At 71.4% G+C, this 24,380-nt stretch carries 22 protein-coding genes; 12 read left to right on the top strand and 10 right to left on the bottom strand.

The window, feature by feature from the left end:
- Nucleotides 1–20 precede the first annotated feature (20 nt).
- The 3 genes from pgm to ACFFCN_RS00760 form a co-directional block, all read right to left on the bottom strand.
- Nucleotides 21–1,661 carry a phosphoglucomutase (alpha-D-glucose-1,6-bisphosphate-dependent) gene (pgm, locus tag ACFFCN_RS00770; protein ID WP_375488745.1) on the bottom strand — a complete coding sequence of 547 codons (1,641 nt, stop codon included), beginning with the start codon at nt 1,659–1,661 and terminating at the stop codon, nt 21–23.
- Between the two features lie 132 nt (nt 1,662–1,793).
- Complete coding sequence (locus tag ACFFCN_RS00765) at nt 1,794–2,414, bottom strand: acVLRF1 family peptidyl-tRNA hydrolase (RefSeq protein ID WP_375488743.1); 621 nt, start codon at nt 2,412–2,414, stop codon at nt 1,794–1,796.
- Between the two features lie 4 nt (nt 2,415–2,418).
- A complete protein-coding gene (locus ACFFCN_RS00760) occupies nt 2,419–3,378 on the bottom strand; it encodes a DMT family transporter (RefSeq protein WP_375488742.1) in 960 nt (319 codons plus the stop codon).
- Between the two features lie 65 nt (nt 3,379–3,443).
- Here ACFFCN_RS00760 and ACFFCN_RS00755 point away from each other — a divergent pair, with 65 nt between their 5' ends.
- Nucleotides 3,444–3,998: a CGNR zinc finger domain-containing protein gene (locus ACFFCN_RS00755; RefSeq protein WP_375488740.1), complete on the top strand. Its 555-nt coding sequence runs from the start codon at nt 3,444–3,446 to the stop codon at nt 3,996–3,998.
- Here ACFFCN_RS00755 and ACFFCN_RS00750 read toward each other — a convergent pair.
- The 4 genes from ACFFCN_RS00750 to ACFFCN_RS00735 are packed head-to-tail and all read right to left on the bottom strand — an operon-like array spanning nt 3,988 to nt 9,249.
- Nucleotides 3,988–4,923, bottom strand: a complete 936-nt coding sequence (locus tag ACFFCN_RS00750; RefSeq protein ID WP_375488738.1) for an ABC transporter permease — start codon at nt 4,921–4,923, stop codon at nt 3,988–3,990. The two genes, ACFFCN_RS00755 and ACFFCN_RS00750, sit on opposite strands and share 11 nt — an antisense overlap.
- Nucleotides 4,920–7,544, bottom strand: coding sequence for an alpha/beta fold hydrolase (locus tag ACFFCN_RS00745; protein ID WP_375488736.1), 2,625 nt, complete (start codon nt 7,542–7,544; stop codon nt 4,920–4,922). Before ACFFCN_RS00745 ends, ACFFCN_RS00750 begins: the two co-directional genes overlap by 4 nt.
- 53 nt (nt 7,545–7,597) lie before the next feature.
- The gene (gene purE / locus ACFFCN_RS00740) at nt 7,598–8,095 is read right to left on the bottom strand and encodes a 5-(carboxyamino)imidazole ribonucleotide mutase (protein WP_375488734.1); all 498 of its coding nucleotides are present in this window, start codon (nt 8,093–8,095) and stop codon (nt 7,598–7,600) included.
- On the bottom strand, nt 8,092–9,249 hold the full coding sequence (locus ACFFCN_RS00735; protein ID WP_375488732.1) for a 5-(carboxyamino)imidazole ribonucleotide synthase: 1,158 nt from the start codon (nt 9,247–9,249) through the stop codon (nt 8,092–8,094). Before ACFFCN_RS00735 ends, purE begins: the two co-directional genes overlap by 4 nt.
- Before the next feature lie 68 nt (nt 9,250–9,317).
- Here ACFFCN_RS00735 and ACFFCN_RS00730 point away from each other — a divergent pair, with 68 nt between their 5' ends.
- Together ACFFCN_RS00730 and ACFFCN_RS00725 are read left to right on the top strand one after the other, a co-directional pair.
- Complete coding sequence (locus tag ACFFCN_RS00730) at nt 9,318–9,821, top strand: GtrA family protein (protein ID WP_375488731.1); 504 nt, start codon at nt 9,318–9,320, stop codon at nt 9,819–9,821.
- 10 nt (nt 9,822–9,831) lie between these two features.
- Nucleotides 9,832–10,713 carry a DMT family transporter gene (locus tag ACFFCN_RS00725; protein WP_375488729.1) on the top strand — a complete coding sequence of 294 codons (882 nt, stop codon included), beginning with the start codon at nt 9,832–9,834 and terminating at the stop codon, nt 10,711–10,713.
- Nucleotides 10,714–10,732: 19 nt separating this feature from the next.
- Here the strand turns inward: ACFFCN_RS00725 and ACFFCN_RS00720 are convergent, their stop codons facing one another.
- Nucleotides 10,733–11,203, bottom strand: coding sequence for a hypothetical protein (locus ACFFCN_RS00720; RefSeq protein ID WP_375488727.1), 471 nt, complete (start codon nt 11,201–11,203; stop codon nt 10,733–10,735).
- Between the two features lie 114 nt (nt 11,204–11,317).
- Here ACFFCN_RS00720 and ACFFCN_RS00715 point away from each other — a divergent pair, with 114 nt between their 5' ends.
- From ACFFCN_RS00715 to ACFFCN_RS00690, 6 genes are all read left to right on the top strand, one after another.
- Nucleotides 11,318–12,043, top strand: coding sequence for a hypothetical protein (locus ACFFCN_RS00715; RefSeq protein ID WP_375488725.1), 726 nt, complete (start codon nt 11,318–11,320; stop codon nt 12,041–12,043).
- Between the two features lie 66 nt (nt 12,044–12,109).
- Entirely contained in the window at nt 12,110–12,445 is a 336-nt protein-coding gene (locus ACFFCN_RS00710) for a hypothetical protein (protein WP_375488723.1), read from the top strand.
- Complete coding sequence (locus ACFFCN_RS00705; RefSeq protein ID WP_375488722.1) at nt 12,442–13,872, top strand: hypothetical protein; 1,431 nt, start codon at nt 12,442–12,444, stop codon at nt 13,870–13,872. Before ACFFCN_RS00710 ends, ACFFCN_RS00705 begins: the two co-directional genes overlap by 4 nt.
- A 7-nt stretch (nt 13,873–13,879) precedes the next feature.
- On the top strand, nt 13,880–14,077 hold the full coding sequence (locus tag ACFFCN_RS00700) for a hypothetical protein (protein WP_375488720.1): 198 nt from the start codon (nt 13,880–13,882) through the stop codon (nt 14,075–14,077).
- Nucleotides 14,067–14,822: a hypothetical protein gene (locus tag ACFFCN_RS00695; RefSeq protein WP_375488718.1), complete on the top strand. Its 756-nt coding sequence runs from the start codon at nt 14,067–14,069 to the stop codon at nt 14,820–14,822. The genes ACFFCN_RS00700 and ACFFCN_RS00695 overlap by 11 nt, the downstream gene beginning before the upstream one ends.
- Entirely contained in the window at nt 14,819–16,312 is a 1,494-nt protein-coding gene (locus ACFFCN_RS00690; protein ID WP_375488716.1) for a sulfatase, read from the top strand. Before ACFFCN_RS00695 ends, ACFFCN_RS00690 begins: the two co-directional genes overlap by 4 nt.
- Nucleotides 16,313–16,412: 100 nt before the next feature.
- Here the strand turns inward: ACFFCN_RS00690 and hrpA are convergent, their stop codons facing one another.
- Together hrpA and ACFFCN_RS00680 are read right to left on the bottom strand one after the other, a co-directional pair.
- Nucleotides 16,413–20,345, bottom strand: coding sequence for an ATP-dependent RNA helicase HrpA (gene hrpA, locus ACFFCN_RS00685; RefSeq protein WP_375488714.1), 3,933 nt, complete (start codon nt 20,343–20,345; stop codon nt 16,413–16,415).
- A 30-nt stretch (nt 20,346–20,375) separates the two neighbouring features.
- Nucleotides 20,376–20,867, bottom strand: coding sequence for a metallophosphoesterase family protein (locus ACFFCN_RS00680; protein ID WP_375488712.1), 492 nt, complete (start codon nt 20,865–20,867; stop codon nt 20,376–20,378).
- 132 nt (nt 20,868–20,999) lie between these two features.
- On the opposite strand from ACFFCN_RS00680, the gene ACFFCN_RS00675 reads away from it, so the two are divergent.
- The 3 genes from ACFFCN_RS00675 (at nt 21,000) to ACFFCN_RS00665 (ending at nt 24,248) form a co-directional block, all read left to right on the top strand.
- Nucleotides 21,000–21,713, top strand: coding sequence for a hypothetical protein (locus tag ACFFCN_RS00675; protein ID WP_375488711.1), 714 nt, complete (start codon nt 21,000–21,002; stop codon nt 21,711–21,713).
- 54 nt (nt 21,714–21,767) lie between these two features.
- Nucleotides 21,768–23,321: a DNA polymerase Y family protein gene (locus ACFFCN_RS00670; protein ID WP_375488709.1), complete on the top strand. Its 1,554-nt coding sequence runs from the start codon at nt 21,768–21,770 to the stop codon at nt 23,319–23,321.
- Nucleotides 23,322–23,453: 132 nt separating this feature from the next.
- Nucleotides 23,454–24,248 carry a hypothetical protein gene (locus tag ACFFCN_RS00665; RefSeq protein WP_375488707.1) on the top strand — a complete coding sequence of 265 codons (795 nt, stop codon included), beginning with the start codon at nt 23,454–23,456 and terminating at the stop codon, nt 24,246–24,248.
- Nucleotides 24,249–24,380 lie beyond the last annotated feature (132 nt).

The following is a 24,380-nucleotide window of genomic DNA, read 5'->3' as shown; positions in this document are numbered from 1 at the left end:
TCACCCGCCGTCACCCGCCGTCACCCGCCCAGTGCGGCGTCGACGATGGCACGCGCCTCGTCCTGGATCCGCGCGAGGTGATCCGCGCCGCGGAACGACTCGGCGTAGAGCTTGTAGACGTCCTCGGTGCCCGAGGGGCGCGCGGCGAACCAGCCCGATTCACTGACGACCTTCAACCCGCCGAGGGCCGCGTCGTTGCCCGGCGCCTTCGTGAGCTTGGCGACGATCTTCTCGCCGGCAAGCGTGTCGGCGTCGACCTGGTCGGGCGAGAGTTTGCCGAGCACCGCCTTCTGCTCGCGCGTTGCGGGTGAGTCGATGCGCGCGTATGCGGGGTCGCCGAAGCGTTGCGTCAGCTCGGCGTAGCGCTGCGACGGCGACGAGCCGGTGACGGCGGTAATCTCGGACGCCAGCAGGCACAAGATGATGCCGTCCTTGTCGGTGGTCCACACCGAACCGTTCCGGCGCAGGAACGACGCACCTGCGCTCTCCTCGCCGCCGAAGGCCACCGAGCCGTCGAGCAGGCCGGGGACGAACCATTTGAAGCCCACCGGGACCTCGAGCAGTTCACGGTCCAGGCTCGCCGCGACTTTGTCGATCATCGACGAACTGACCAGCGTCTTGCCGACCGCGGCGCGCGTCGGCCAGTCGGCGCGGTTGCGGTAGAGGTAGTCGATCGCGACCGCGAGGTAGTGGTTGGGGTTCATCAACCCGCCGTCCGGCGTCACGATGCCGTGCCGGTCGGAGTCGGTGTCGTTGCCGGTGGCGATGTCGAACTCGTGCTGCCGCGAGATCAGCGAGGCCATCGCGACCGGCGACGAGCAGTCCATCCGGATCTTGCCGTCGGTGTCGAGCGTCATGAACGCGAACTGCGGGTCGACGGTGTCGTTGACGACGGTCAGGTCGAGTCCGTACCGCGACCCGATCTCGGCCCAGTAATCGACGCTGGCGCCCCCGAGCGGGTCCGCGCCGATCCGCACGCCGGCCGCGCGGACGGCGTCGAGGTCGACGACGTCGGGCAGTGCGGCAACGTATGCGTCGAGGAAGTCGTAGCGCTGCGTCGTGTCCGCGCGCAGTGCCCGCTCGTGCGGCACGCGCTCGACGCCGCGCAGGCCGCCGGCGAGCAGCTCGTTCGCGCGGTTCTGGATCCACGTCGTGATGTCGGTACCGGCCGGCCCGCCGTCCGGCGGGTTGTACTTGAACCCACCGTCCTGCGGCGGGTTGTGCGACGGCGTGACGACCACGCCGTCCGCGCGTGCAGCGTCGCCGTCCGCGTTGTGCGTGAGGATTGCCAGGGACACCGACGGCGTCGGCGTGTAGCGCCCGCGAGAATCGATCAGCGTGGTGACGCCGTTGGCGGCGAACACCTCGAGCGCGGACGCCGTTGCCGGCTCGCTGAGCGCGTGCGTGTCGGCGCCGAGGAACAGTGGGCCGTCGATGCCCTGGCGCGCGCGGTACTCGCAGATCGCCTGGCTGGTGGCGACGATGTGGTCCTCGTTGAACGTCGACTTCAGCGCGGACCCGCGGTGCCCGGACGTGCCGAAGCTGACCTGCTGCTCCGGGTTCGCCGGGTCGGGGTGCAGGTCGTAGTACGCGCTGATCAGCGCGTCGACGTCGACGAGGTCCTCGGCTCGAGCCGGCTGTCCGGCGCGCGGATCGCTCATCCCTCGATCCTGGCACGGACTTCCCCGCCCCGGCCGAGCGCCCGTTTGCACCCGGTACCGTCGTCAACTCCCCCGCCCGGACCCCGGTTGGCGACGGGTGCGGGTGCAAACCGAGGCCGGGGCCACCGCTGATCAGGGGTCGAGGCGGATGCGGACGGCGCGGAACTGCTCGGGCATGGCCTGCAGCGTGCGCAGCTTGACGTCCTGCACCTGCAGCCACGGCCCGGCCGGCTGCAGGTGTGCGAGCCGCGGGTCGGCCAGCACGGCCCGCACCGCATCGCGATCGCCCCCGGCGACGAACGCGTCGAGCTGGTCGTCGCCGAGGACCCGCGCGGTGGCGTCGGCGGCGTCGGCGAACGCGGCCGTGGCCTGGTTGCCGCGACGGCGCGCGTAGCGCTGCTGCGACCACCCGCCCGCCTTCGTGCCGCCCTGCACGTATCGCGACCCGACCTTCGACGCGATCAGCTCCGCGCCGGCAAAGGCACCCACCGCGTAGCCTCCGCGCCGCACCAGCAACACACCCACCCGGCGGTCGCGCATGACGTGCTCCACGATGTCGCCGGTCAACGGCGGGAACGGAACCTCGAGCCAGGCACGTGCGCCGTCGTCACCGACCAGGACCACTACCTCGGCCGATGTCGCAGTGCGGGTGTCGCCGTGCCGCTCGGCGAAACCGTCGAGCCACCGCCTGAGCCGCTGCGCCGCCACGGTGACGGTGCGCGCGCCGGTCGGCGGTTCCTCGACGCCGGTCACCGGCTCACTGTGGCACGGGCTCGGTGGCGGCCGGAGCCGCAACGACCTGCTCGTCAGCGCCCACGCGCTCCCCCGCACGCACCAGCGCGATCCCGGCGAGCATCACCACGCCGCCGATGCCCTGCACGACGCCCGGCCGCTCGCCGAGCAGCAGCCAGGCGCACAACACCGCGAACAACACCTCGGCCAGCCCGACGAACGACGCGAGCCGGGCACCGAGGCGTTGGGCCGCGGCGATACCCAGCGTGTAGGCCAGCGCCGCCGCGACGAACGCCAGGCCGAGCACCGGCAGCCACCAGGCGACGCGCGTGTCGGCGAAGTCCGCGGCGGCCGTCGAAGCGCGCATCGGGATCGCCCCGACAACGCCGAGCAGGAGCAGCGCGACCGAGCCGACGCACATGCCGCCCCACACGGTGACGAGCGGCGGCAACGGGTCGTCCGCCCGGGCCGAGAGCATGAAGTACGTGGCCAGCCCCGCCGCGGCCGCCAGACCCCACAGGACGCCGACCGGGTCGAGGTGCGCGCCGCCGGTCAGGTCGAGCACGCAGCACAGCCCGGCGAGCGCGATGACGCCGCCGACGCCCGTCCGCGCACTGGGCCGCTGGTGGTGACGCACCCACAGCCATACGACGACGAGCAGGGTGCCGCAGTATTCGAGCAGCAGCGCGACGCCCACCGACAGGCGCTCGACGGCGTTGAAGTAGAAGAGCTGGCACCCGGCGATGGCGACCAGCCCGTAGGCGGCCACGGCACCGAGTGACCGGCGCAGCAGGTGCCAGCGCCCGCGCATCGTGAGCACGGCGGGGATCGTCAGCAGCAGCGCGGCCACCCCGACGCGGATCGTCACCGCAGCACCGGGCGTCCAGCCCGCCGCGAGCAGGCCGCTCGCGAAGGTGCCGGACGTCCCGAACGTCGCGGCGGACGCGATCGCCAGGCCGAGACCGGCGGCGTTGGTGCTGGGCACGGGACGATCACCTTTCGCCGTAATGAGCAAAACGAATTACGCTGATGACACGCTAACCATGGCCGATGTCAGGAGTCAATTTGCTTTTTGCTCATGACACGGAGGTTGCGCTCACCTGCGCCGCGGCGCTGGTCAACACCGCGAACGACGACTCGCTGGCCACCGTCGGCGAGCTCGACACGTTCGTCCGCGACTGGAAGTTCACCGGCAGCTACCGGCACACCCGTGCCGAGCTCGACGCGGTGCGGGCGCTGCGCCCGCGGCTCGCTGCCCTGTGGAGCAGCGACAAGGACGGCGTCGTGGCGATCGTCAACGAGCTGCTGCGCGAGGCCAGCGCGCTGCCGCAGCTCGTGCGGCACGACGAGTGGGACTACCACATGCACGCGACCGCGCCGGATCAACCGCTCGCGCAACGGATGCAGGTCGAGGCCGCGATGGCGTTCGCCGACGTGGTGCGCGCCGACGAACTCGACCGGCTGCACACCTGCGCGGCCGACGACTGCGCCGACGTGTTCGTCGACCTGTCCAAGAACCACTCGCGACGCTTCTGCGACGGCAGCTGCGGCAACCGCGCGAACGTCGCGGCCTACCGCGAGCGGCGCCGCGCGGCTACGACGTGATGTCCTTGCGGTCGAAGCGCAGCCACGCCCAGCCGAGGAACACCGCGCTGTAGATCAGCGACAGACCCGCACCGCGGATCATGTCGTCCCACACGATCGGCGAGCTGAGGGTGTCGACCCAGGCGTAGTCGAAGTGCGTCGGCAGGTAGCTGCGATAGGAACCGAGCGCGGTGATCTGGTCGATGATCGAGCTGATCACCGCGAGCATCACCGCGCCGCCGACCGCGCCGAGCGGGTTGTCGACGCTGACACTCAGCAGGAACGCGAGCGCGGCGAACTTCAGCAGCGTCACGCAGATGTAGGCGACGACCACCAGCATGCGCAGCAGGGACTCGCCCGTCGAGAAGTCGCCGCCGAGCGGCGAGTGCGCCGGACCGAAGCCGAAGAACAGACCGCCGATCACGAACGCCCACACCGGCAGCAGCACGTTGGCGGCGACGCACAGCAGCCCGGCGACGACGAACTTCTGCCGCAGCAACCGGGCGCGCGGCACCGGCTGCGCGAGCAGGTAGCGCAGCGACGCCCAGCTCGCCTCGCTGGCCACCGTGTCGCCGCAGAACAGTGCGACGACGACGACGAGCAGGAACCCGACGGAGGCGAACTCGGCGAACAGCGCGAAGTTGATGCCACCAGCGGTGGCGAGCCCGACGAGCTGCGGCGCGTCGCCGCCGGCGCCGCCACCGACCTGGAACGCGATCGCCATGATGATCGGCAGCAGGAACAGCAGGCCGAACGCGACCTGCGTGCGCCGTCTGCGCAGCTGCCGCGCGAACTCGACCCGCAGCCGCAGCGTGTGGCCCGGCACGAACTCCGGTGCCCGGCCCGCGTCGAGCTGCGCGAGACGGTCGTGGATGCCGCGCCGGGTGGCGGCGACCCTGGACAGCTCGCGGTCGCCGAGCCGCGTGCGGCCGTTCAGGTCGGTCACGGCGCTTCTCCGATCAGGTCGAGGAAAACGTCCTCCAGGGCGCGGCGCGCCGGCACCAGCTGCGCGCCGACCCCGGCGTCGGCGAGGACGCGGGCGGCGACCTCCGGGTCGTCGACGGCGAGCTGCTTGCCGGTGCCCCCGGCGATGTCGGCCACCGACCCCGCCGCGACGACCTTGCCGCGGTGCATGACGACCACGTCGGTGCAGGTCTGCTCCACCTCACCGAGCAGGTGGCTCGACACGACCACGGTGCGTCCGGTGTGCGCGTAGTCCTGCAGCACCTCGCGCATCTCGGCGATCTGCGGCGGGTCGAGGCCGTTGGTGGGTTCGTCGAGCACGAGCAGCTCGGGCAACCCGAGCATGGACTGCGCGATGCCGAGCCGCTGCCGCATGCCCTGGCTGTAGGTGCGGACGCGGCGATCGATCGAGCCGCCCAGCCCCGCGATGTCCAGCGCGGTGTCGAACTCGGCCTGCGCCGGGTCCCGGCCGGTCGCCGCCCAGAACAGGCGCAGGTTCTCCCGGCCGGACAGGTGCGGCAGGAAACCCGGGCCCTCGATGAACGCGCCGACGCGGGCGAGCACCGACGCACCGGGCAGCACGGGCTGGCCGAAGACGTAGACGGCCCCGGCGGTGGGCGTGATCAGCCCGACGAGTACGCGCAGCGCCGTCGTCTTGCCGGCGCCGTTCGGGCCGAGCAACCCGACGACCTGCCCACGGCGCACGGTGAAACTGACGTCGTCGACGGCCCGGTAACCACCCGCGTACTCCTTGACCAATCCCTCCACGGCGACCGGCACGTCGGCGAGGTCGGCGCGCGGCTTGAGGATGCGCCGACGGCGCAGGACGACGAATGCGACGCCGGCGATGACGAGCACCGCGAGCGCGCCGCCGACGATCAGCCAGCCGAACGGGTGCCCGCCGCCGATGGCCGTGCCGCGCGTCGTCGGCACCGTCACGGCGGTGCGGTCCTCCGGCAGGCCGACCGTGTATTGACGCGCGTCGTCGGGACCGTCGAAGGAGAAGTCCGACGCGCTCACCGCCAGCACGAGCCGGTGCCCGGCGAGCACGTTGCGCACGAAGCTCGGCAGCCGCACGGTGACGATGCGCGGCGCGCCCGGGCGCATGCCGGTGAGCTTGATCGGCGAGACGAGCTGCGACGGGAGTGTCGGCGAGCCGTCGCGGTCGACGTCGCGCAGCCCGACGAAGAGCACCGCGTCGGTGCTCGAGCGGGTCGTGACGGTGAGCCGGACGGTCGGCTGGCCGGCGACACGCAGGGCCTTCGTCAGCGGGTCCGAACCGAAGATCGCCGTCTGGCCCGGGCCGCTCGGCAGCCGCGCGAGCACGCCGTCGAAACGGCTCGAGATGCCGCCCAGGCCGGGGATGCTGGTGATCACCGCCGGGGCGCCGCCGGCCGGCGAGGAGATCTGCTGCGCCGGGCCGTCGAGGGTCACGCGCCGGGTTTCGCGCTTCGTTCCTGCGATGCCGGGATAACCGGGTGCGTCCAGCTGCTGCTGCGACGCGTCACCCGTCTCTGCCGAGACCTGCCCCGCCTGCTCGGCGAGCTGGAACGGTTGCTGACGCGACACGCTCCCGGCGAACGCCTCGTGGAACCAGCGGACTGCGTCGGAGGTCGCCGTCGTCTCGCCGACCGAGCCTGCGTCGTGGCCACCGGGACGCCAGACGACGCGGACCGGCGTGCCGTGCGCCGCGATCCCCCGCGCGTTGGCGTCCGCCTCGCTGAGCGGGAACAGCGAATCCTGCTCGCCCTGGGTCAACAGCGTCGGGACGCGGATCCGGCTCAGCACGCTCGCCGGACTTGCCTGGCGCATCAGCTGTTGCATCGCCGCATTCGGCGTCCCCGCGGTGGCCGAGGCCTGGTAGGCCGCACACACGTCGGCCGCGAACCGTCCGCACGACACCGAACCCGTCGCCGGCGGGTCGGCCGCGCCGCCGAGCAGCGTCGACAGGTCCGGGCGGGCGAACGCGTTGCCGAACAGCTCGCCGGCCCACAGCTTCTTGAAGACACCCGGCTGCGTGCCGGCGAAGTTCGGGAACAGCGCGTGCGAGAGGCTGTTCCAGGTGATGTCTGCGGCCACCGCCCGCACGCGTGGGTCGGCCGCCGCGATGAGCAGCGACAGGCCGCCGCCGTAGGACGAGCCGGCGGTGGCGAGCTGCGCGCGCCCGTCTACCTTTTTTACTTGCTTCAAGCCGGCCAGGTGGTCCAGCAGCAGCTTGCCGTCGTTGATCTCGTAGTCGGGTGACGCGAAGTGGATCAGGCCGCCCGAGTCGCCGAAGCCGCGGGCGCTGTAGGTCAACGCCACGAAGCCGTTCTGCGCGAACGTCCGCGCCGCGGTCGCGAGCGATGACTTGTCGCCGCCGAAGCCCTGGGAGAGCAGCACCGCGGGGGCCGGCGTGGTGTCCGGAACGTAAAGCGACGTGTCGAGCTCGACCTTCTTGCCCGCCTCGGGCGTGCCGGTGACGAGCCCCTGGCTGACCCGCACGCCGCCCGGCCGGCTGACCGCGACGGCCGCGATTACGGCGACGACCGCGAGCACGACGACGAGCAGGACCGCCTGCAGCTTGCGCGAACGCAGCCGTTCGCGAAGTGCAGCCGGGAACATCAGCACACCTTACGGACGCAAGATGAGCAGGCTCGCGACGCGCGCGCGTCGGGTCAGTGCAGGCGCTCCTGCAAGGCCGCGTTCTTCGTCTCGGCGCTCGCCGCGAGATCACGCTGGAACGCAGCCATCCGCTCGGCGAGCGCGTCGTCGGTGGCGGCCAGGATGCGCACCGCGAGCAGGCCCGCGTTGCGCGCGCCGCCGATGGAGACGGTCGCCACTGGCACACCGGCGGGCATCTGGACGATCGACAGCAGCGAATCCATGCCGTCCAGGTATTTCAACGGCACCGGCACGCCGATGACCGGCAATGTCGTGAGCGACGCGACCATGCCGGGCAGGTGCGCGGCACCGCCGGCGCCGGCGACGATCACCCGCAGGCCGCGGCCGGCGGCGGACTGTGCGTAGTCGGCCATGCCGAGCGGGGTGCGGTGCGCCGACACCACCCGCACCTCGTGCGGCACGTCGAACTCGGCCAACGCCGCGCCGGCCGCGCCCATGACCTCGTAATCCGAGTCGCTGCCCATGATGAGTCCGACTCTCGGAGCAGTCATTCCTTGTCCCCGTTCACCAGGTAGTCGGCGGCGGCGGCGGCGCGGGCGCGGACTTCCTCGACGTCGTCGCCGAGCGCGGTCACGTGCCCGACCTTGCGGCCGGGCCGGAACTGCTTGCCGTACAGGTGCAGCTTGACGTCCGGCCAGTGCGCCATGAAGTGGTGCACCCGTTCGTCGATGCCGGCCGGCCGGACGTCGGCCGGCCCGCCGAGCAGGTTCGCCATGACGGTGACCGGTGCGGTCGGCCGGGGCGAGCCGAGCGGATAGTCCAGGACCGCGCGCACGTGCTGCTCGAACTGCGACGTCCGGGTACCCTCGATCGTCCAGTGCGCGGAGTTGTGCGGGCGCATCGCGAGCTCGTTCACCACCAGCCCGCCACGGGTCTGGAACAGCTCGACGGCGAGCACCCCGGTGACGCCCAGTTCGGCCGCGATGCGCAGCGCGAGGTCCTGTGCGTGTTCGGCGAGCTCGTCGTCGAGATCGGGGGCGGGGGCGATGACCTGCACGCAGATGCCGTCGCGCTGCACCGTCTCCACGACCGGCCACGCGGCGCCCTGCCCGAACGCCGAACGCGCGATGACGGCGGCGAGCTCGCGCTCGATCGCGACCTTCTCCTCGGCGAGCAACCGCGTCCCGGAGGCCAGCACGTCAGCGGCCGCATCGACGCTCTCGACGACCCACACGCCCTTGCCGTCGTAGCCGCCGGTGGCCGCCTTCAACACCACCGGCCAGCCGACGTCGGCACCGAAGTCGCGAAGGTCCGCGGCAGACGCCACAGCCGTCCAGCGCGGACACGGCACGCCGAGCGCGCTGAGCCGTTCGCGCATCGCCAGCTTGTCCTGCGCGAACCGCAGCGCCGACGGCCCCGGTTGCACGTTCGCGCCGTCGGCGACGAGCGCGCGCAGATGCTCGTGCGGCACGTGCTCGTGATCGAAGGTGACGACGTCGCAGCCCTGTGCGAATGCCCGCAGGTCGTCCAGGGAGCGGTAGTCGCCGAGCACGACATCGGACGCGACGAGCGCCGTGCCGTCATCCGGCGAATCGGCGAGCACGCGCAGCGACTGGCCGAGTGCGATGGCCGCCTGGTGCGTCATCCGGGCCAACTGGCCGGCGCCGACCATCCCGACCACGGGCAGCCCGGTGCGTGCGTCCACGGGCGAGAGCCTAGGCCGCGCTGTGCAAGGTCTCGGCCGGACCCGTGACGGCCGGTAAGGTCGCGCATGTGACGGCCACGGCGAAGCGTTCCTCGCTCGCTGATTATCTGCGGGGGTCATGGCGCATCCTGCTCAAGGAGATCGCCGCCTTCGGGGTCATCGGCGTGATCGCGCTGATGATCGACCTCGGCACCTTCACCTGGCTGACGCACGTGGCGCACTTCGGCGCGTTGAAGTCCAAGGGCGTCTCGACGGTCCTGTCGACCACGTTCGCCTACTTCGGCAACCGCCACCTGTCCTTCTCGCACCGGGCCCGCACGAGCATCGGGCGCGAGACCGCGTTCTTCTTCGGCATCAACGTGATCACGCTGATCTTCTCCGAGCTGATCATCGCCGTGTTCGTCTACCCGCTGCACTACGGGCACACCAGCCTGACGGTGTCGGTCGTCAACGTGGTCACCATCGGGCTCGGCACGCTGTTCCGGTTCTGGGCCTACAAGCGTTTCGTGTTCCTGCACCCGGACAAGGTGCACAGCCACGACGTCGACCTCGAAGCGGAGCTCGCCGAGTAGGACGGCGCCCATGGTCTACCTGCTCGGCCTGTTGGGCGCGGGGGCGCTCGGCGTCGGCTACGTGCTGCAGCAGCGCGTGGCCGCGCAGGCCAGCGCCGACGTGCTGCACGCACGGCTGATCGTGCGCCTCCTGCACGCACGGATGTGGTGGCTCGGGACGCTCGCCATCGTCGGCGGCCAACTGCTCGGCGCGGGCGCATTCGTCGTCGGTGATGTCGCCGTGGTCGAGCCGCTGCTCTCGCTGAGCCTGCTCGTCGCGCTGGCCGTAGCGGCCGGCGTCGTGCGGCATGCGCCTCGCTGGCAGGAGCTGCTCGGCGCGCTGCTGTTGACCGCGACACTCGCGGTGTTCCTGGCCGTCAGCGCGCGCAGTGCCAGCCGCGACGCGCGAACCGACCTGCTCACCGTGGCCATCGGCACCGTCGCCGTCTTCACCCTTGCCGGCGCACTCGTCGTGGTGGCGCGCGGGCGTCGCGCGGCACTCGAGGGAGTACTGCTCGCCACCGCTGCCGGCGTCCTCTACGGCCTGCAGGACGTCGCCACGCGCGGGACGTCCGTCGTCGCGGATCGGCACGGCTTCGCCGCATGGCTCACCTCGCCGTATCCCTACCTGACGGTGGCAACGGGTGTGGCCGGCGTGGTTCTCGCGCAGAATGCGTTCGGCGCCGCACGCCTGGACTACTCGCTGCCCCCGTCCACCGCGACCGAACCGGTGGTCGCCATCGGGTTGGGGGTCGGTCTGCTCGGTGAACAACTCGCCGTCAGCGCCGGCGCGCTCGCCATCGACGCGTGTTGTTTCGCCGCGCTGGTCGGCAGCGTGGCGCTGATCGGCCGCTCGCCGGCGTGGAGTTCGGTGACCAGCGTCGATCGACCGGCCCGGAGTCCGCGCGCCTGACGCGACGGCCCGTCGAGAGTCAGTCGCCGCCGCCGACGTCGGTGTGGAACGCCTCGTAGACCAGGTCCGCGCCACGCTGGCGGTGCCGCGCCAGCCGGGCGAGCAGCGTGGTGGCGCGTTCACGCAGCTGGTCGACGTCGCCCGAGTACACCGGCGGCGCACTGTCTGCGACCAGTGCCCGCAGCCGGGTACGGATCTCGGCATGTTCACCGGTCAGCACGTCCACGGCGTTCGCCAGCCGCAGGTCGCCGTCGAGGATCGATTCGTGCAGACCGCCAGGGCCTTCGGTGACCTCGATGTGCGCCGCGAAGTCGGCCTCGAGCAGCAGCAGGGCGGCATGCACCGCGTTGCCCCACATGACCTCCTGCCCGGAGGCCGGGGCGGCCAGCGCGTTCTCGACCTCGCCGAGCCGCTCGCGCATCTCGGCGCGCCGGACGCGGACGGCGGCGAGTTCGGTGTGCGCCGGGCGCAACGTGCCGGTGGGTTCCATCGCAACCTCCGCGGGCCGGGCCTCACATGGTGGCCCATGCACGCGCGGGCGTAAAGAACGCCGTCCCGAAGGGCCCTCAGCGGCCTGTGGGCAGGCCCTGGCAACATCGAGGGCGTGAGCGACCAGCCGGCCGGACTGCCCGCCGTGGACGATCAGCTCGTCGCAACGCTGCAACGGGTGCAGGACACCGGCACCCACCAGCTCGTCGACGTCGACGAAGCGGAGCTGGTCGCGGTCAGCGGCCTGCCCACGCCGTCGGCCAAACGCTCGCCGCTGACACCGGAACAGATCGACGCGGGCGGCCGGCGGCTGGTCGAGCGCGGCCTCGCCGAGCCGACGCCCTGGCAACTCGCGGCCTACCGCCCGCTCGGCCCGCTGCTGAGCGTCGTCCAGCTGGCCGTGCACCCGAAGGCCCACACCGGTGTCATCTCCAGCTGGGACGAGCCGCACGGGTCGGACGCCGTGCAGGTGGTCCGCCGACTCACCCTGCTCATGGATGTCGCGCGCGCAGGCCAAGCCGTCGTCGAGCACGTTCTCGTTCCGTTGTCCGACGCGCCGCCCGCGTCTGCGGTCTCGATCTCGCTGCTGCGTCTGGACGTCCTCATCGAGCAGGCGGTCGCCGATGCGACGCCACCGCCCGGCACCGGTCGAGAGACGCTGGTGCTGTTCGCGGACGCGCGCGGTCGTCAGGAGCCGTCGCGCTACCGCGTCGCCGCCGACGGCAGCGCGGACATCGAGTCGTCCCGGCACGGCCTGCTGGGCGCGAAGACGGTGCACGACCGTGCCGACGCAGCGGCCTTCGCCGACCATCTGCGATTGCGGTTGATGGCGGCGGGCTGACGGCGCCACGGATCGTGGCTGGACCTAAACTTTGACGACGGCAAGATCGCAGGGGAGGAGCAGGACATGGGCGGTGGCGGCCCGGTAGGTGGCAACCCGGCGTCGATCTCGGACGGCGCGAGCGGGCTCGGCCGCGCCGCGCGCGTCGTCGGCTCGACCGCGGCAGCGATCAACAGTGCAGGTTCGCAGGGATCCGGCGCGGCCGGAGGCGACCCGATGTCCGGCGCGATCAGCCGGCTCGCCGCCGCGTTCTCGCAGACCGCCTCGGACGTCGAGATCGAACTACAGGCCGCAAGCAAACTCGCCGGCAACGCAGCCCAGGACCTGACCACGGCAGGTGGCGGCGCACCGGGGCACGGGCCGCTACCGGTGGGCTCCGGCGGTTCGGGGTACCCGCGATGAGCGACGCGTTCGACCCGCCGCCCGGGGACGCCGGCGGACTGAAGAGCGCCAGCCGCGCGCTGCAGAAGGCCGCCGCGGACATCGACAGTGGCGCGAAGTCCACCAAGGGCGCGGTGGCCACGGCCCTGAACGAGTGGCACGGCAACCGCAGCGACGATTTCCGCGACGCCGGCGCGGGCATCCAGGCCCAGCTGGCCGCGATGGAGACCGCGTTGTCGCGTGCTGCGCAAGCGATCGGCGCCTACGGCACGGCGCTGGACCGGACCACGACGGAGGTGGCCGGCTACAAGCAGCAGGCCGAGCCGCTCAAGCAGCACCCCGACAAGAACGCGGCGAAGATCGCGCATCTGGAGGGTCTTGCCAACACTGCCAAGTCCCACCTGAAGTCGCTCGCCGGCAAGCTGGCTTCGGCAGTGGACATGGAGACCGACGTCGCGGTGCCGCAGAGCGCGAAGCTGACGCCGGACCAGATCCGTCGCCGCGTCACGACCTCGCTCGGCGTCAGCAACCTGGCAAAGGCCGCCGCGAACGGCACGATGACCCCGGACCAGGCCTGGAGCGCCCTCGGCGCGGCCGAGAAGGCCGTCCCGAAGAAGGCGATCAACAAGGACGGCTCGGTCAACTGGAAGGAAGCGCTCGCCGACTTCAACGACAAGTATCTCGGGCCGCCCAACGCCCTCGTCGGCGCTGCATCCCCCGGTCCGGCCGGTTGGGCGGTGTACCGGCTGCTGCTCAATCAACGCGAGGTCGCCGCCACGGCAGGTGACCTGCGCACCGCATTCGACGAGATCGTCGGCCCTGTCGCGCTCAACATGGACCGTGGTCTGGCCAGTCTGACCGATCTCAATGATGCGCTGACCCGGTTCAAGGCCGTCGACGACGCGTTCTCCGCGCTCGGCCCGGCCGGCGAGACGGCGGAGAAGGTCGAGCGCGCGGTGGCCGGCGGCCTGCCGGAGACCGGCGTGCTCGGCGCGCTCGGCAAGTTCGGCGGCGCCCTCGGTGCTGTCGGCGATGTGTTCACGCTTATCGACCCGGGCGTCAAGAACAAGTACGAGGCCGGCGGCCTACGCATTGCTGCGGGCGCGAACCTCGTCGGCACCGGCATGGCGTTCTCCTCGACGTTGCTCGGCGCGAACGCGGTTGCCGACTGGGTCCCCGGCGTCGGCGAGGTCGTGATGGTCGGCACCGGTCTGATCCTGGCCGGCGACTACGTCTACCACCACTGGGATCAGATCAAGCACGGGCTGAGCACCGCGTGGAACTGGACGTCGCACGCCGTCAGTACCGGCTGGCACGACACCACGCACGCCGTCAGCACCGGCTGGCACGACACCACGCACGCCGTCAGCACCGGCTGGCACGACACCACGCACGCTGTGAGCAGCGGCTGGCACTCGGCGACCAGCTTCGTCGGCGGTCTGCTTTGAGCAGCACGTGAGCACGGCGCATGCCGAGGCGATCGGCATGGGCATCACCGCCGTGTTCTTCGTCGGGATCACCTTCGTGGCACTGCGGACACAGCGGCGCACGGGGCAGCCCAATCAGTGGCGCTACGTTGCGCCGCTGGCGGCGCTCGTCGCCGTCACGTTCCTCGTCCTCAACCTCAACGGAGTCGTGATCCGTGGCGGCTGACCCGGAGGCGGCGCTGCCCGAAGACGGAGCGGAGTCCAGCCGGCTCGTCCGCGAGCTCGTCGCAGAGGTCGACGCAGGCGCCAGCGACGGCACGCTGCCCTCGCTGACCCGTGAAGACCTCTTCACCCTGTCCGACGCCCCCACGCTCGAGCACCCCGGCGACGTCGCGTGGTGGACGGGCTTGGACGACGGCGGCCGGGACCTGGTCCGACAGACTGCCGAACGCGGCTTGCTGGCACGGCAACTGCTGACCTCGTCGCCCGACGGCACGGCGTTCGTTCTCGACCCGCGGGTGCACGTGATCGCGCGGGCGCGCGCCGAGCCGTCGTGGCTTCTGGTGCTGGGCGAACCCGCGAACAGCGACGTCCAGATCGTCGGGTACGGCATCGATCTCGCGGCACGCGAAACGGCCGCCGTGTTGGTCTCGGCGCGTCTCGAGGGCGTGTACCTCAACCGGCTGCTGCCACCCGCGACTGCCATCGACGTGCTCATCGAATGGCTGACGCGGCCCACGCCCGGCTCGGAGCCGACGGGACGCACCGTCGAACTCATCACGCCGCACACCGAGGGCGACGAACGCCGGGAGCAACACATTCGCGCGATCGTGCTCGCGAGCAACGACGCCTACGCGCTCGCCGAGGTCGACCCCGCCGCCGACAAGCCCGGCGAACCGGAACCCGTGGACGAGGCGGCATTGCGCGCGTGGGTCGCCACGCGGGTGCCGGCCGATAGCCGACCTCGGTGACGCGCCGTCCGCGCGGTCGGCGGCGTCCGTCCGTTGCCCTACTGACCGTTGTTCTCCTGCTGCTCGCGGCGTGCACCTCGTCGACGCACGAGTCGCCGCACCACCGCACGCACTTCTCCCCCGGCCGCATCACCGGCACGACCAGCCCGAACATCGTGTTCGTGCTCACCGACGACCTGTCGATGAACCTCGTCGCGCACATGCCGCACGTCCTCGGGCTCGAGCACGCCGGTACGACGATGAGCGATTTCCACGTCGTGGACTCCCTGTGCTGCCCGTCGCGCTCGGCGACGTTCACCGGCGAGTTCCCGCACGACGACGGCGTCTTCCGCAACACCGGCTCGGACGGCGGGTACTCAGGGTTCAACGCCCATGGTGATCGCGAGCGTTCGTTCAGCATCGCGCTGCAACGCGCGGGCTACCGCACCGCACTGATGGGCAAGTACCTGAACGGTTACGACCCCGCGGACGGCGTGCCCCCGGGCTGGGACGAGTGGGACGTCGCGGGTAACGGCTACGCGCAGTACAACTACACGCTCAATGAGGACGGGCGGCAGCAGCATTTCGGCAGCAAGCCGCAGGACTACCTGACCGACGTCCTGTCCGGGAAGGCCGCCGGGTTCATCCGGTCCAGTGCCGCGCGGCGGGAACCGTTCATGCTCGAGGTGGCGACGTTCGCGCCGCACAAGCCGTCGACGCCGGCACCGCGCTACGCCAACGCCTTCCCGTTCCTGCGCTACCCCCGCACGCCGGCGTACGACGCGTTGCCCACCGGCGCGGCGTCCTGGTTGCGGAGCAGCCCGGCGTTGAGCGCGAGCCAGCAACAGTTCATCGACCAGCAGTACCGCAAGCGGGTGCAGTCCGATCTCGCCGTCGACGACCTGATCGGCAACCTGCAGCGCACGCTCCAGGCGACGGGTGCCGCGAAAAACACCTACTTCGTCTTCAACTCCGACAACGGCTACCACATGGGCGAGTACCGCCTGCTGCCCGGCAAGCAGACCGCGTACGACACCGACACGCACGTGCCGCTCGTGGTCACCGGCCCGGGCGTGCCGGCGGGCCGCGTCGCGCCACAGCTCGCCAGCAACATCGATCTCGCCCCGACGTTCGAGAACCTGGTCGGGGCGCGCGTCCCGAAGACGGTCGACGGCGTGCCGCTCACCCCCCTGTGGCACGGGCAGGCCCCACTCCTGTGGCAGCGGGCGTTGCTGATCGAGCACCACGGGCCGGCGAACGCGAAGAACGATCCGGACGGACAGGCCCTGCGCAGCGGCGCGCCACCGACATACTCGGCGGTGCGTACTGCCGACGCGCTGTACGTGCGCTATCGCAACGGCCAGCAGGAGTACTACGACACGCAGACCGACCCGAACGAGCTGCACAACATCGCCGCGGCCGGCGTGCCGCCCGCGCTGACCCACACGCTCGTCGCGCTGACGACCTGCCACGGCGCCGCCCAGTGCCAAGCCGCCGCCGGCGCCCCCTGACCACCCGTTTTCCCTTTCTTGCATGCTGAGCTGACCACTTTCGGGGCCCGAAAGTGGTCAGCTCAGCATGCAAGAAGGGGGACGGGCGTGAGGATTTCCGTCAGGGCCGGACGGCGTCGATGGCGCGGTAGATGCGTTGCTCGCTGACCTTGCGGGCGACGCCGAGCTGCTGCGCCCACAGGCTGACGCGGAACTCCTCGAGCTGCCACGCGATGTCGCGCACGTCCGCGCCGCCCGCACGAACCGGCGGCAACGCCCGGACGAGCTCGTCGTAGGCGTCCTGTACGGCACGCACCCGCGTCATCCGGCCGGCATCGAGCTCGGGGTCGCGCCGCAGCCGCTCGAGCCGGTGGCCGATCGCGCTCACGTAGCGCGGCAGGTCGCGCAGGTGCGCATGCCCGGCCGCGGTGACGAAGCCCGGTGGCAACAGCCGCCGGAACTGCGTACGCACGTCCTCGAGCGCGGCACGTTGCGCCGGCGCCTGAAGTGCGGACAGCTCCTGCAGCGCGAGCCGGACGTCGTGCGCGGCGGCCAGCGCCGCCTGCGCCAGCCCGGCCGTCTGCGCCGTCGTGGCCACGAGCTCCGCGCCCACCGTCGCGCGCAGCTGCCGGAAGTCGGCGCGCGTCCACACCGCGGTGGGCGCCAGCGCGTCGACGGCGGCGTCGGCGCAGTCGTCGAGCAACGCGGCCAGCGAGCCGTCCGGATTGCTCGCCAACATCAACCGCGCCCGCGTGTCCAACGACCGCTCGACGGCCTTCACCGGCGACGCGACGGACAGCCGGATCAGCCGGCGCTGTCCGGCCAGCATGGCGGCCTGCTGTTCGGGTTCGCCCGCGAACACCCGCACCGACACGGCGTCGCCGTCGTCGACGAGCGCGGGATAGCCGCGCACCTCGTGTGTGCCGCTTCGGCGTGCGAGCGTGCGCGGCAGCTCGTCGAGGTCGTCCGGCCAGTCGCGCAGACCGTGCCGTTCGATCTCGCCGGCCACTGCGGCGGCGACGGCCTCGCGCACCGGCGCGGTGAGCTCGTCCTGCAGCACCGCGAGGTCCTTGCCGCGCGCTACCTCCGCACCGTCCGCGCCCTCGACCACGAAGGTCATCCGCAGGTGTGCCGGCAGCTTGTCCGGATCGAACGCGTCCAACGGCACGAGGACGCCGGTACGACGGTGCAGCTCGCGCTGTAACCCGGCGAGCAGCGGCTCCTGCCCGGGCGCAAGCGCGCCGAGCACCGCGCGGGCCGTGTCCGGCACCGGCACGAACGCGCGCCGCAGGTCCTTCGGCAGCGAGCGGATCAACGCGACGACGAGTTCCTCGCGCAACGCCGGCACCTGCCACGCGAACTCGTCGCCACCGAGCCGGGCCAACACATCGACGGGGACGTGCACCGTCACGCCGTCGTCCGCCGCACCGGGACTGAAGGCATAGCTCACCGGCAGCGCCAGATCACCGGTTCGCCAGACGACGGGCGTATCGGCAGTCCCGGCTGCGGAGTCGTCGCGCAACAGATCGTCGCGGGTCAGCGTCAGCTGCTGCGGCGTCTCCCGCCGCGCCCGCTTCCACCACGCGTCGAAGTGCCGGGCAGAGACGACCTCGGCAGGGATGCGCGCGTCGTAGAACGCGAAGATCGCGTCGTCGTCGACGAGCAGGTCACGCCGGCGCGACCGCTCTTCGATCTCCTCCAGCTCCGTCCGCAGCGCGGCGTTGTCGCGGACGAACCGGTGCTGCGTGCGCCACTGCCCCTCGACGAGCGCGTGCCGGATGAACAGCTCACGTGCTTCGGCCGGCGCGACCGAGGCGTAGCCGACCAGCCGCCGGGTGACGAGCGGCAGCCCGTAGAGCGTGACGCGTTCGTAGGCCATGGCGGCGCCACGCTTCTCGCTCCAGTGCGGTTCGCTGACGCTGCGTTGCACGAGGTGCCCGGCGACACGTTCCACCGCCTCGGGTTCGACGCGCGCAGCGGTGCGGCCGAACAGCCGCGACGTCTCGACGAGGTCGGCGACGACCACCCAGCGCGGCGGGCGTCGGGTCAGCACCGAGCCGGGCGCGAGGACGAAGCGCGAGTTGCGCGCGCCGAGGTAGTCGCGTGCGTCGCCTTCGCGCATGCCGACGTGGCTCAGCAGCCCGGCGAGCAGCGCGCTGTGCACGCGGTCCGGCGAAGCGGGCTCATCGGTCTCGACGATGTCCAGGTCGCGCGTGATGCTGCGCAGCTGGCCGACGAGGTCCTGCCATTCCCGCACCCGCAGGTAGTGCAGGAACTCGTCGCGGCACATCCGGCGGAACTGGTTGCCGGAGCGTTCCCGGCGCTGCGCGCGCAGGTACGCCCACAGGTTCAGGTACGAGACGAAGTCCGAGTGCTCGTCGGCGAAGCGGGCATGTGCTTGCCGGGCGGCATCCTCGCGGTCGCTCGGCCGCTCGCGCGGATCGGGTATCGACAGCGCGGCGGCGATGACCAGCACCTCGCGCACGCAACCCTCTCGGTGCGCGGCGAGGATCATCGCGCCGACCCGCGGATCCAACGGCAGCCGCGCCAGCCGCCGGCCGACGTCGGTCAGCGCGCCGGCGCCGTCGAACGCGCCCAGTTCCTGCAGCAGCGTCACGCCGTCGCGCACGCTGCGCCGGTCCGGCGGATCGAGGAACGGGAAGTCATCGACGTCACCGAGCCGCAGCGCCGCCATCTGCAACAGCACCGAGGCGAGGTTCGTGCGCAGGATCTCCGGGTCGGTGTAGCGCGGCCGTGCGTCGAAGTCCTCGCGCGAGTACAGCCGGATCGCGACGCCGTCGGCCACCCGGCCGCAGCGCCCGGCGCGCTGCGCCGCGCTGGCCTGCGAGATCGGCTCGATCGGCAACCGCTGCACCTTGGTCCGCCTGCTGTAGCGCGAAATCCGCGCCGTCCCCGGGTCGATCACGTACCGGATGCCGGGCACCGTCAGCGACGTCTCGGCCACGTTGGTGGCGAGCACGACACGTCGACCCCCGAGCCCTGACGACGGAGCCGGTTCGAACACACGGTGTTGTTCGGCGGTGGGCAGCCGCGCGTAGAGCGGCAGCACCTCGGTCCGCTCGCCGAACTCGCCGCGGAGCACGTCGGCGGTGTCCCGGATCTCCCGCTCGCCGGACAGGAACACCAGCACGTCACCGGCCGGTTCGCGTTCGAGCTCGCGCACCGCATCGACGATCGCCTCGGTCTGGTCACGCAGGCGCGTGTGCACAATCTCGTGGTCGGGGTCGTCCGCGTCGTCTTCTTCGTCGACCGGCGCCACCGGCTGTTCCAGCGGCCGGTAGCGGATCTCGACGGGATACGTGCGCCCGGACACTTCGACCACCGGGACGTCAGGCCCGAAGTGTGCGGCGAATCGACCCGGCTCGATGGTCGCAGACGTGATGACGACCTTGAGATCGGGCCGCTGCGGGAGCAACTCACGCAGGTAGCCGAGCAGGAAATCGATGTTGAGGCTTCGCTCGTGCGCCTCGTCGATGATCAGCGTGTCGTAGCGCAGCAAGCGACGGTCGCGCTGGATCTCGGCGAGCAGGATGCCGTCGGTCATCAGCTTGACCAGGGTGCGGTCGCTCGTTTCGTCGGTGAACCGGACGGTGTAGCCGACGGCGCTGTCGGAAGAGCCGAGCGGCACGTGCAGTTCGTCGGCGATGCGTTGCGCGACCGTCCGGGCTGCGAGCCGACGCGGCTGCGTGTGACCGATCGTGCCGCGCACGCCGCGACCGAGCTCGAGGCAGATCTTCGGCAGCTGCGTCGTCTTGCCCGATCCGGTCTCGCCGGCGACGACGATCACCTGGTGCTCGCGGATCGCCGCGGCGATCTCCTCGCGCCGGTCGCTGACCGGCAGGTTGGGGTAGGTGATCGACGGCATGGCCGCGGTCCGGGTGGCCACGAGCTGCTCGCCGCGCTCGAGCTGCGCGGCGATCTTGGGCAGGTCGCGGGCGCGCGCCCGGTGCAGGCGCCGGCCGATCCGCGCGGCGTCGGCGATCGTCAGGCCGTCGAGCCGGGCTCGCAACTGCGCGACGGACGGTTCGGGCACCCGGCCACGATAGGCAGGCGGCGAACCTCGTCAGTCGACGGTGAAGATCCGCGCCGCGCGCAGGTCGCCGTCGGCGATGATCAGCTCGCCCATCGTCTTGTGCGGCTGCCGACGCTTGTCTGTCGGCGAGCCGGGGTTGAACGCGTGCTGCCCGTCATACGTCTCGTCCCACGGAATGTGCGAATGGCCGAACACCACCAGCTGTGCGTCCGGGAACATGCGGCGCAGCCGGGGCCCACGGCCGTTGGCCGGTCCGCTGTCGTGAACCATCGCGATCGGCAGGCCGGCCAGGTCCAGTGTCATGCGCTCGTGCGCACCCCACGCCGCGACGTCCGTGCCGTCGTTGTTGCCGAGCACGACGTGCACGGGCGCGAACGTCGCCAGCTCGTCGAGCACCTCTGCCGTGCACACATCACCGGCGTGCAGGATGACGTCGACGCCGTCGAGCGCCCGCGCGACCGCGGGCGGGCAGCCCTTCCAGAACCGCGGCGAATGGGTGTCGGACAGTACGGCGACGCGCATACCGACAGCCTGCCGCGTCCGGCACACCGCCGGGATCCGGGCCCACCGGCCTACGGCTCAACAGTTGCGCCACCCATTGATCCGTTCCGTAGACCGCTTGACGGTTTCGAACGTGTGTTCGATGATGGGCGGATGCTCGACGTCGCGATCCGTAAAGCAGACGGTAGCGCGGCGGTCGACTGGCAGCACGTGGGTGTGCGCACGGCTCCACCGCTGCCGGTGGCCGCGCCGCTGCGCACGCTGCTGCCGGGCGGACTGCGCCGTGGCGCCACGGTGAGCGTCAGCGGCTCGGTGTCGCTGCTGCTCGCGTTGCTCGGCGGCGCCTCGGCCGACGGCGCGTGGTGTGCATTGGTCAACTTCCCGCGGATCAGCGCCGAGGCCGCGGCCGAGTACGACATCGACCTGCGCCGGCTCGCGCTCGTACCGGCGCCGGGTGAGGGTTGGACGACGGTGGTCGGCGCGCTGCTCGACGCCGTCGACATCGTGGCCGCCCGGCCGCCGCGCAACATGGGCCAGCGCGCGGGCCGCGGGCTGGCTCCGAACGACGTCCGCCGCCTCGCCGCCCGCGCTCGCAGCAAGGACGCCGTGCTGATGCCCTTCGTGTCCGCCGACGAGCCGGCGGCCGGCGGTTGGCCGGGCGCCGATGTGCGGTTGCACGCGCGCGATGCCGCCTGGTCCGGGATCGGGGCGGGCACCGGGCGGCTGCACGGCCGGCAGCTGGACGTCGTCGCCGAAGGCCGCGGCCACGCCGCGCGGGGCAGGTCGGCGCGTCTGTGGCTGCCCGCCGACGGCGGCGGTGTCGGCGCTGTCACCGAGCTCGCGCCCGTCATCGACATCGCCGGCTGAGCACATGTCTCCTGCGAGGGGGTCCATCCGAGGTCGATATGCCCGGCCAGAAAAATGAGCCGGCAGATCTGCATCTGGTGCCCGGACTGGCCGGTCACCGTCGCTCGCGTGGAGGCCGGGCTGGACGACGACGCACCGATCGCGGTCGTCACCGCGAACCGGGTCGTGGCGTGCTCGCAGCCCGCGCGCGGACACGGCGTACGCCGCGGGATGCGCCGACGCGAGGCGCAGGGTCACTGCCCCCAGCTGGCGGTACTGCCCCGCGACACCGACGCCGAGGCGCGATTGTTCGAGCCGGTGGTCGCGGCACTCGAGGCGCTGGCTCCCGGCGTGGAGATCACCCGGCCGGGGCTCGCGGCCATCGGCATGCGTGGTCCGACGCGCTACTTCGGCGGCGAGACCGGCGTGCTGCACGCGCTCTCGCGCGGCGTGGCCGGGTTGCCGGTGCTGGGTGGCGCCGACGTGCTGATCGGCATCGCCGACGGCGCGTTCGCAGCCGAGCAGGCGGCGCGGCGCGGAGTGGTCGTCGACCCGGGCGGTTCGCCGGCGTTCCTCGCCGACCTGCCGATCGAGACGCTGGACCCGTCCGGGGCATCCCCGCTGATCGACCTGCTGCGCCGGCTCGGGATCCGCACGCTGGGCGCGTTCGCCGCGTTACCGCCGCGCGACGTGCTCGCCCGCTTCGGTCCCGACGGCGCCTGGGCGCACCGGCAGGCCGGCGGTGTCGACGACCGTCCCGTCTCCGGGCGCCGCCCGGCGGTGGAGTTCGCGGTCACGCTCGACTTCGAGCCGGCGCTCGACCGCGTCGACACCGTGGCCTTCTCCGCGCGCGGCATCGCCGAACAGTTCGTCACCGACCTCGCGTCGCACGGGCTGGCGTGCGCCTGCCTGGAGCTGCAGGCGTCCAGCGAGAACGGTGAGGAGACGGTGCGGCGCTGGCGGCACGCGGGCGTGCTGTCGACCGTCGACGTCCTCGACCGCGTCCGCTGGCAGCTCGAGGGGTGGCTCAACGGCCCGCACCGGCCGACCGCCGGGGTGTGCCGGGTGCGGCTGCTGCCCGTCGAGACGGTGCCCACCGGTGCGCACCAGCGTGCCTTGTGGGGCGGCGCCGGGGACGACGACGAACGCGCGCACCGGGCACTCGCCCGGGTGCAGACGCTGCTCGGGCACGGCTCGGTGCTGACGCCGGTGCTCGACGGCGGCCGCGATCCGGGCCAGCGCACCCGGCTGGTGCCGTGGGGTGACGAGCCGACGCCGGTGCGCTCGCCCGAACAGCCCTGGCCCGGCCGGCTGCCTGCGCCCGCGCCGTCGGTGCTGCTCGACCCGCCTCGGCCGGCGCAGGTGCTCGACGCCAACCGCCGGCCGGTCGTGGTCACCGAGCGCGGCGCCATGCCTGCGCCGCCCGCGCTGTTCGCCATGGGTGATCAGCGCGCCGACGCCGTCGCGTCGTGGGCGGGCCCGTGGCCGGTCGACGAGCGGTGGTGGAGCGACGAGACGGCGCGGCGCGTGGTGCGGTGCCAGATCGTCGACGTCCGTGGCCGTGCCTACCTCGTCACCGGCACGATGAGCGCCGAACCGCACTGGCAGGTCGAGGCGATCTACGACTGAGCGTTAGGTTGCACGGCGGGAAGTGCTGCTCGTCGCGCAGTGCAGCGTCGCAAGAGGTGACAGGCAAGGCATGATCAGTCGATGCAAGACCCACGTCCAATCTGCCGACTGTGCCTGCAGCCAGCTAAGCGAATGTCCGATGAAGACGTTGTCCCGAACTGGCTGCGTGATCACATGATCCGCAGCATTGACGGAGAATCATCTTGGGCGGTGCACATCAAGCGAGTTCGCACCCGTGTGTGCGAAAGCTGCAACGGTCGAATGAACCGCTCTCTCGAAATGCCGGCCCAAGGTCTCGTGACAGCCATGTGGGACGGCGCCAAACTCCAACTCGATTACGCGGGCGCGCGCAACGTGGCCGCATGGGTCGTCAAAGTACAGACCCTGTACTCCCTGATGCGTCATTGGCGGAACGACGCCGCTCCGGCTGTTCACCCTGACGGCGCGGCTACTTGGTCCGCGGAACAAAGTGAGTCCATCCACCGAGATGATCTGCAGAGATTGATCGAACATGGGCGTCTTCCACCTGCAACGACCATCTGCGCGCTGTACATGGCCGCAAAAGACCGTTCCGCGCCGCTGGGGATCAGATCGGATCCGCAGCATCGCGGCTACTCCGCCACAAATCTCATGCCACTGATGTTTGAAATGGTCTATCGCGACTACGAACCAGGCCTACACAGCTCGGCCCGCGGTCTTGACGCACGATGGGTGCAACTTTGGCCGTTGAAACGCGATGCGACCGTCACGTGGCCACCGGCACTGGCCACGTCCGTTCTCGATGTCATCGATTATCAAGCTGAAAATATTCGACGGGCCCACTTCATGACGATGGGGGCTGATCGCGCCGCTTCCACCGGATGGTTACAGCTGGCCAAGACCTACGAAGAACTCGGCGTCAGCAGAAGCATCATTGACTGGGTCTAGTCCTTGGCCACACGAGTAAGCCTCGTACCGGCACGATGAGCGCCGAACCGCACTGGCAGGTCGAGGCGATCTACGACTGAGCGGCGACGATCTGACTCAGGCAACGCGGTGGTCCACCGAGGTGTATTACAC

The organism is uncultured Jatrophihabitans sp., assembly GCF_964246335.1.
GTDB lineage: Bacteria > Actinomycetota > Actinomycetes > Mycobacteriales > Jatrophihabitantaceae > Jatrophihabitans.
This window is presented reverse-complemented; position numbering and strand designations above follow the sequence as displayed.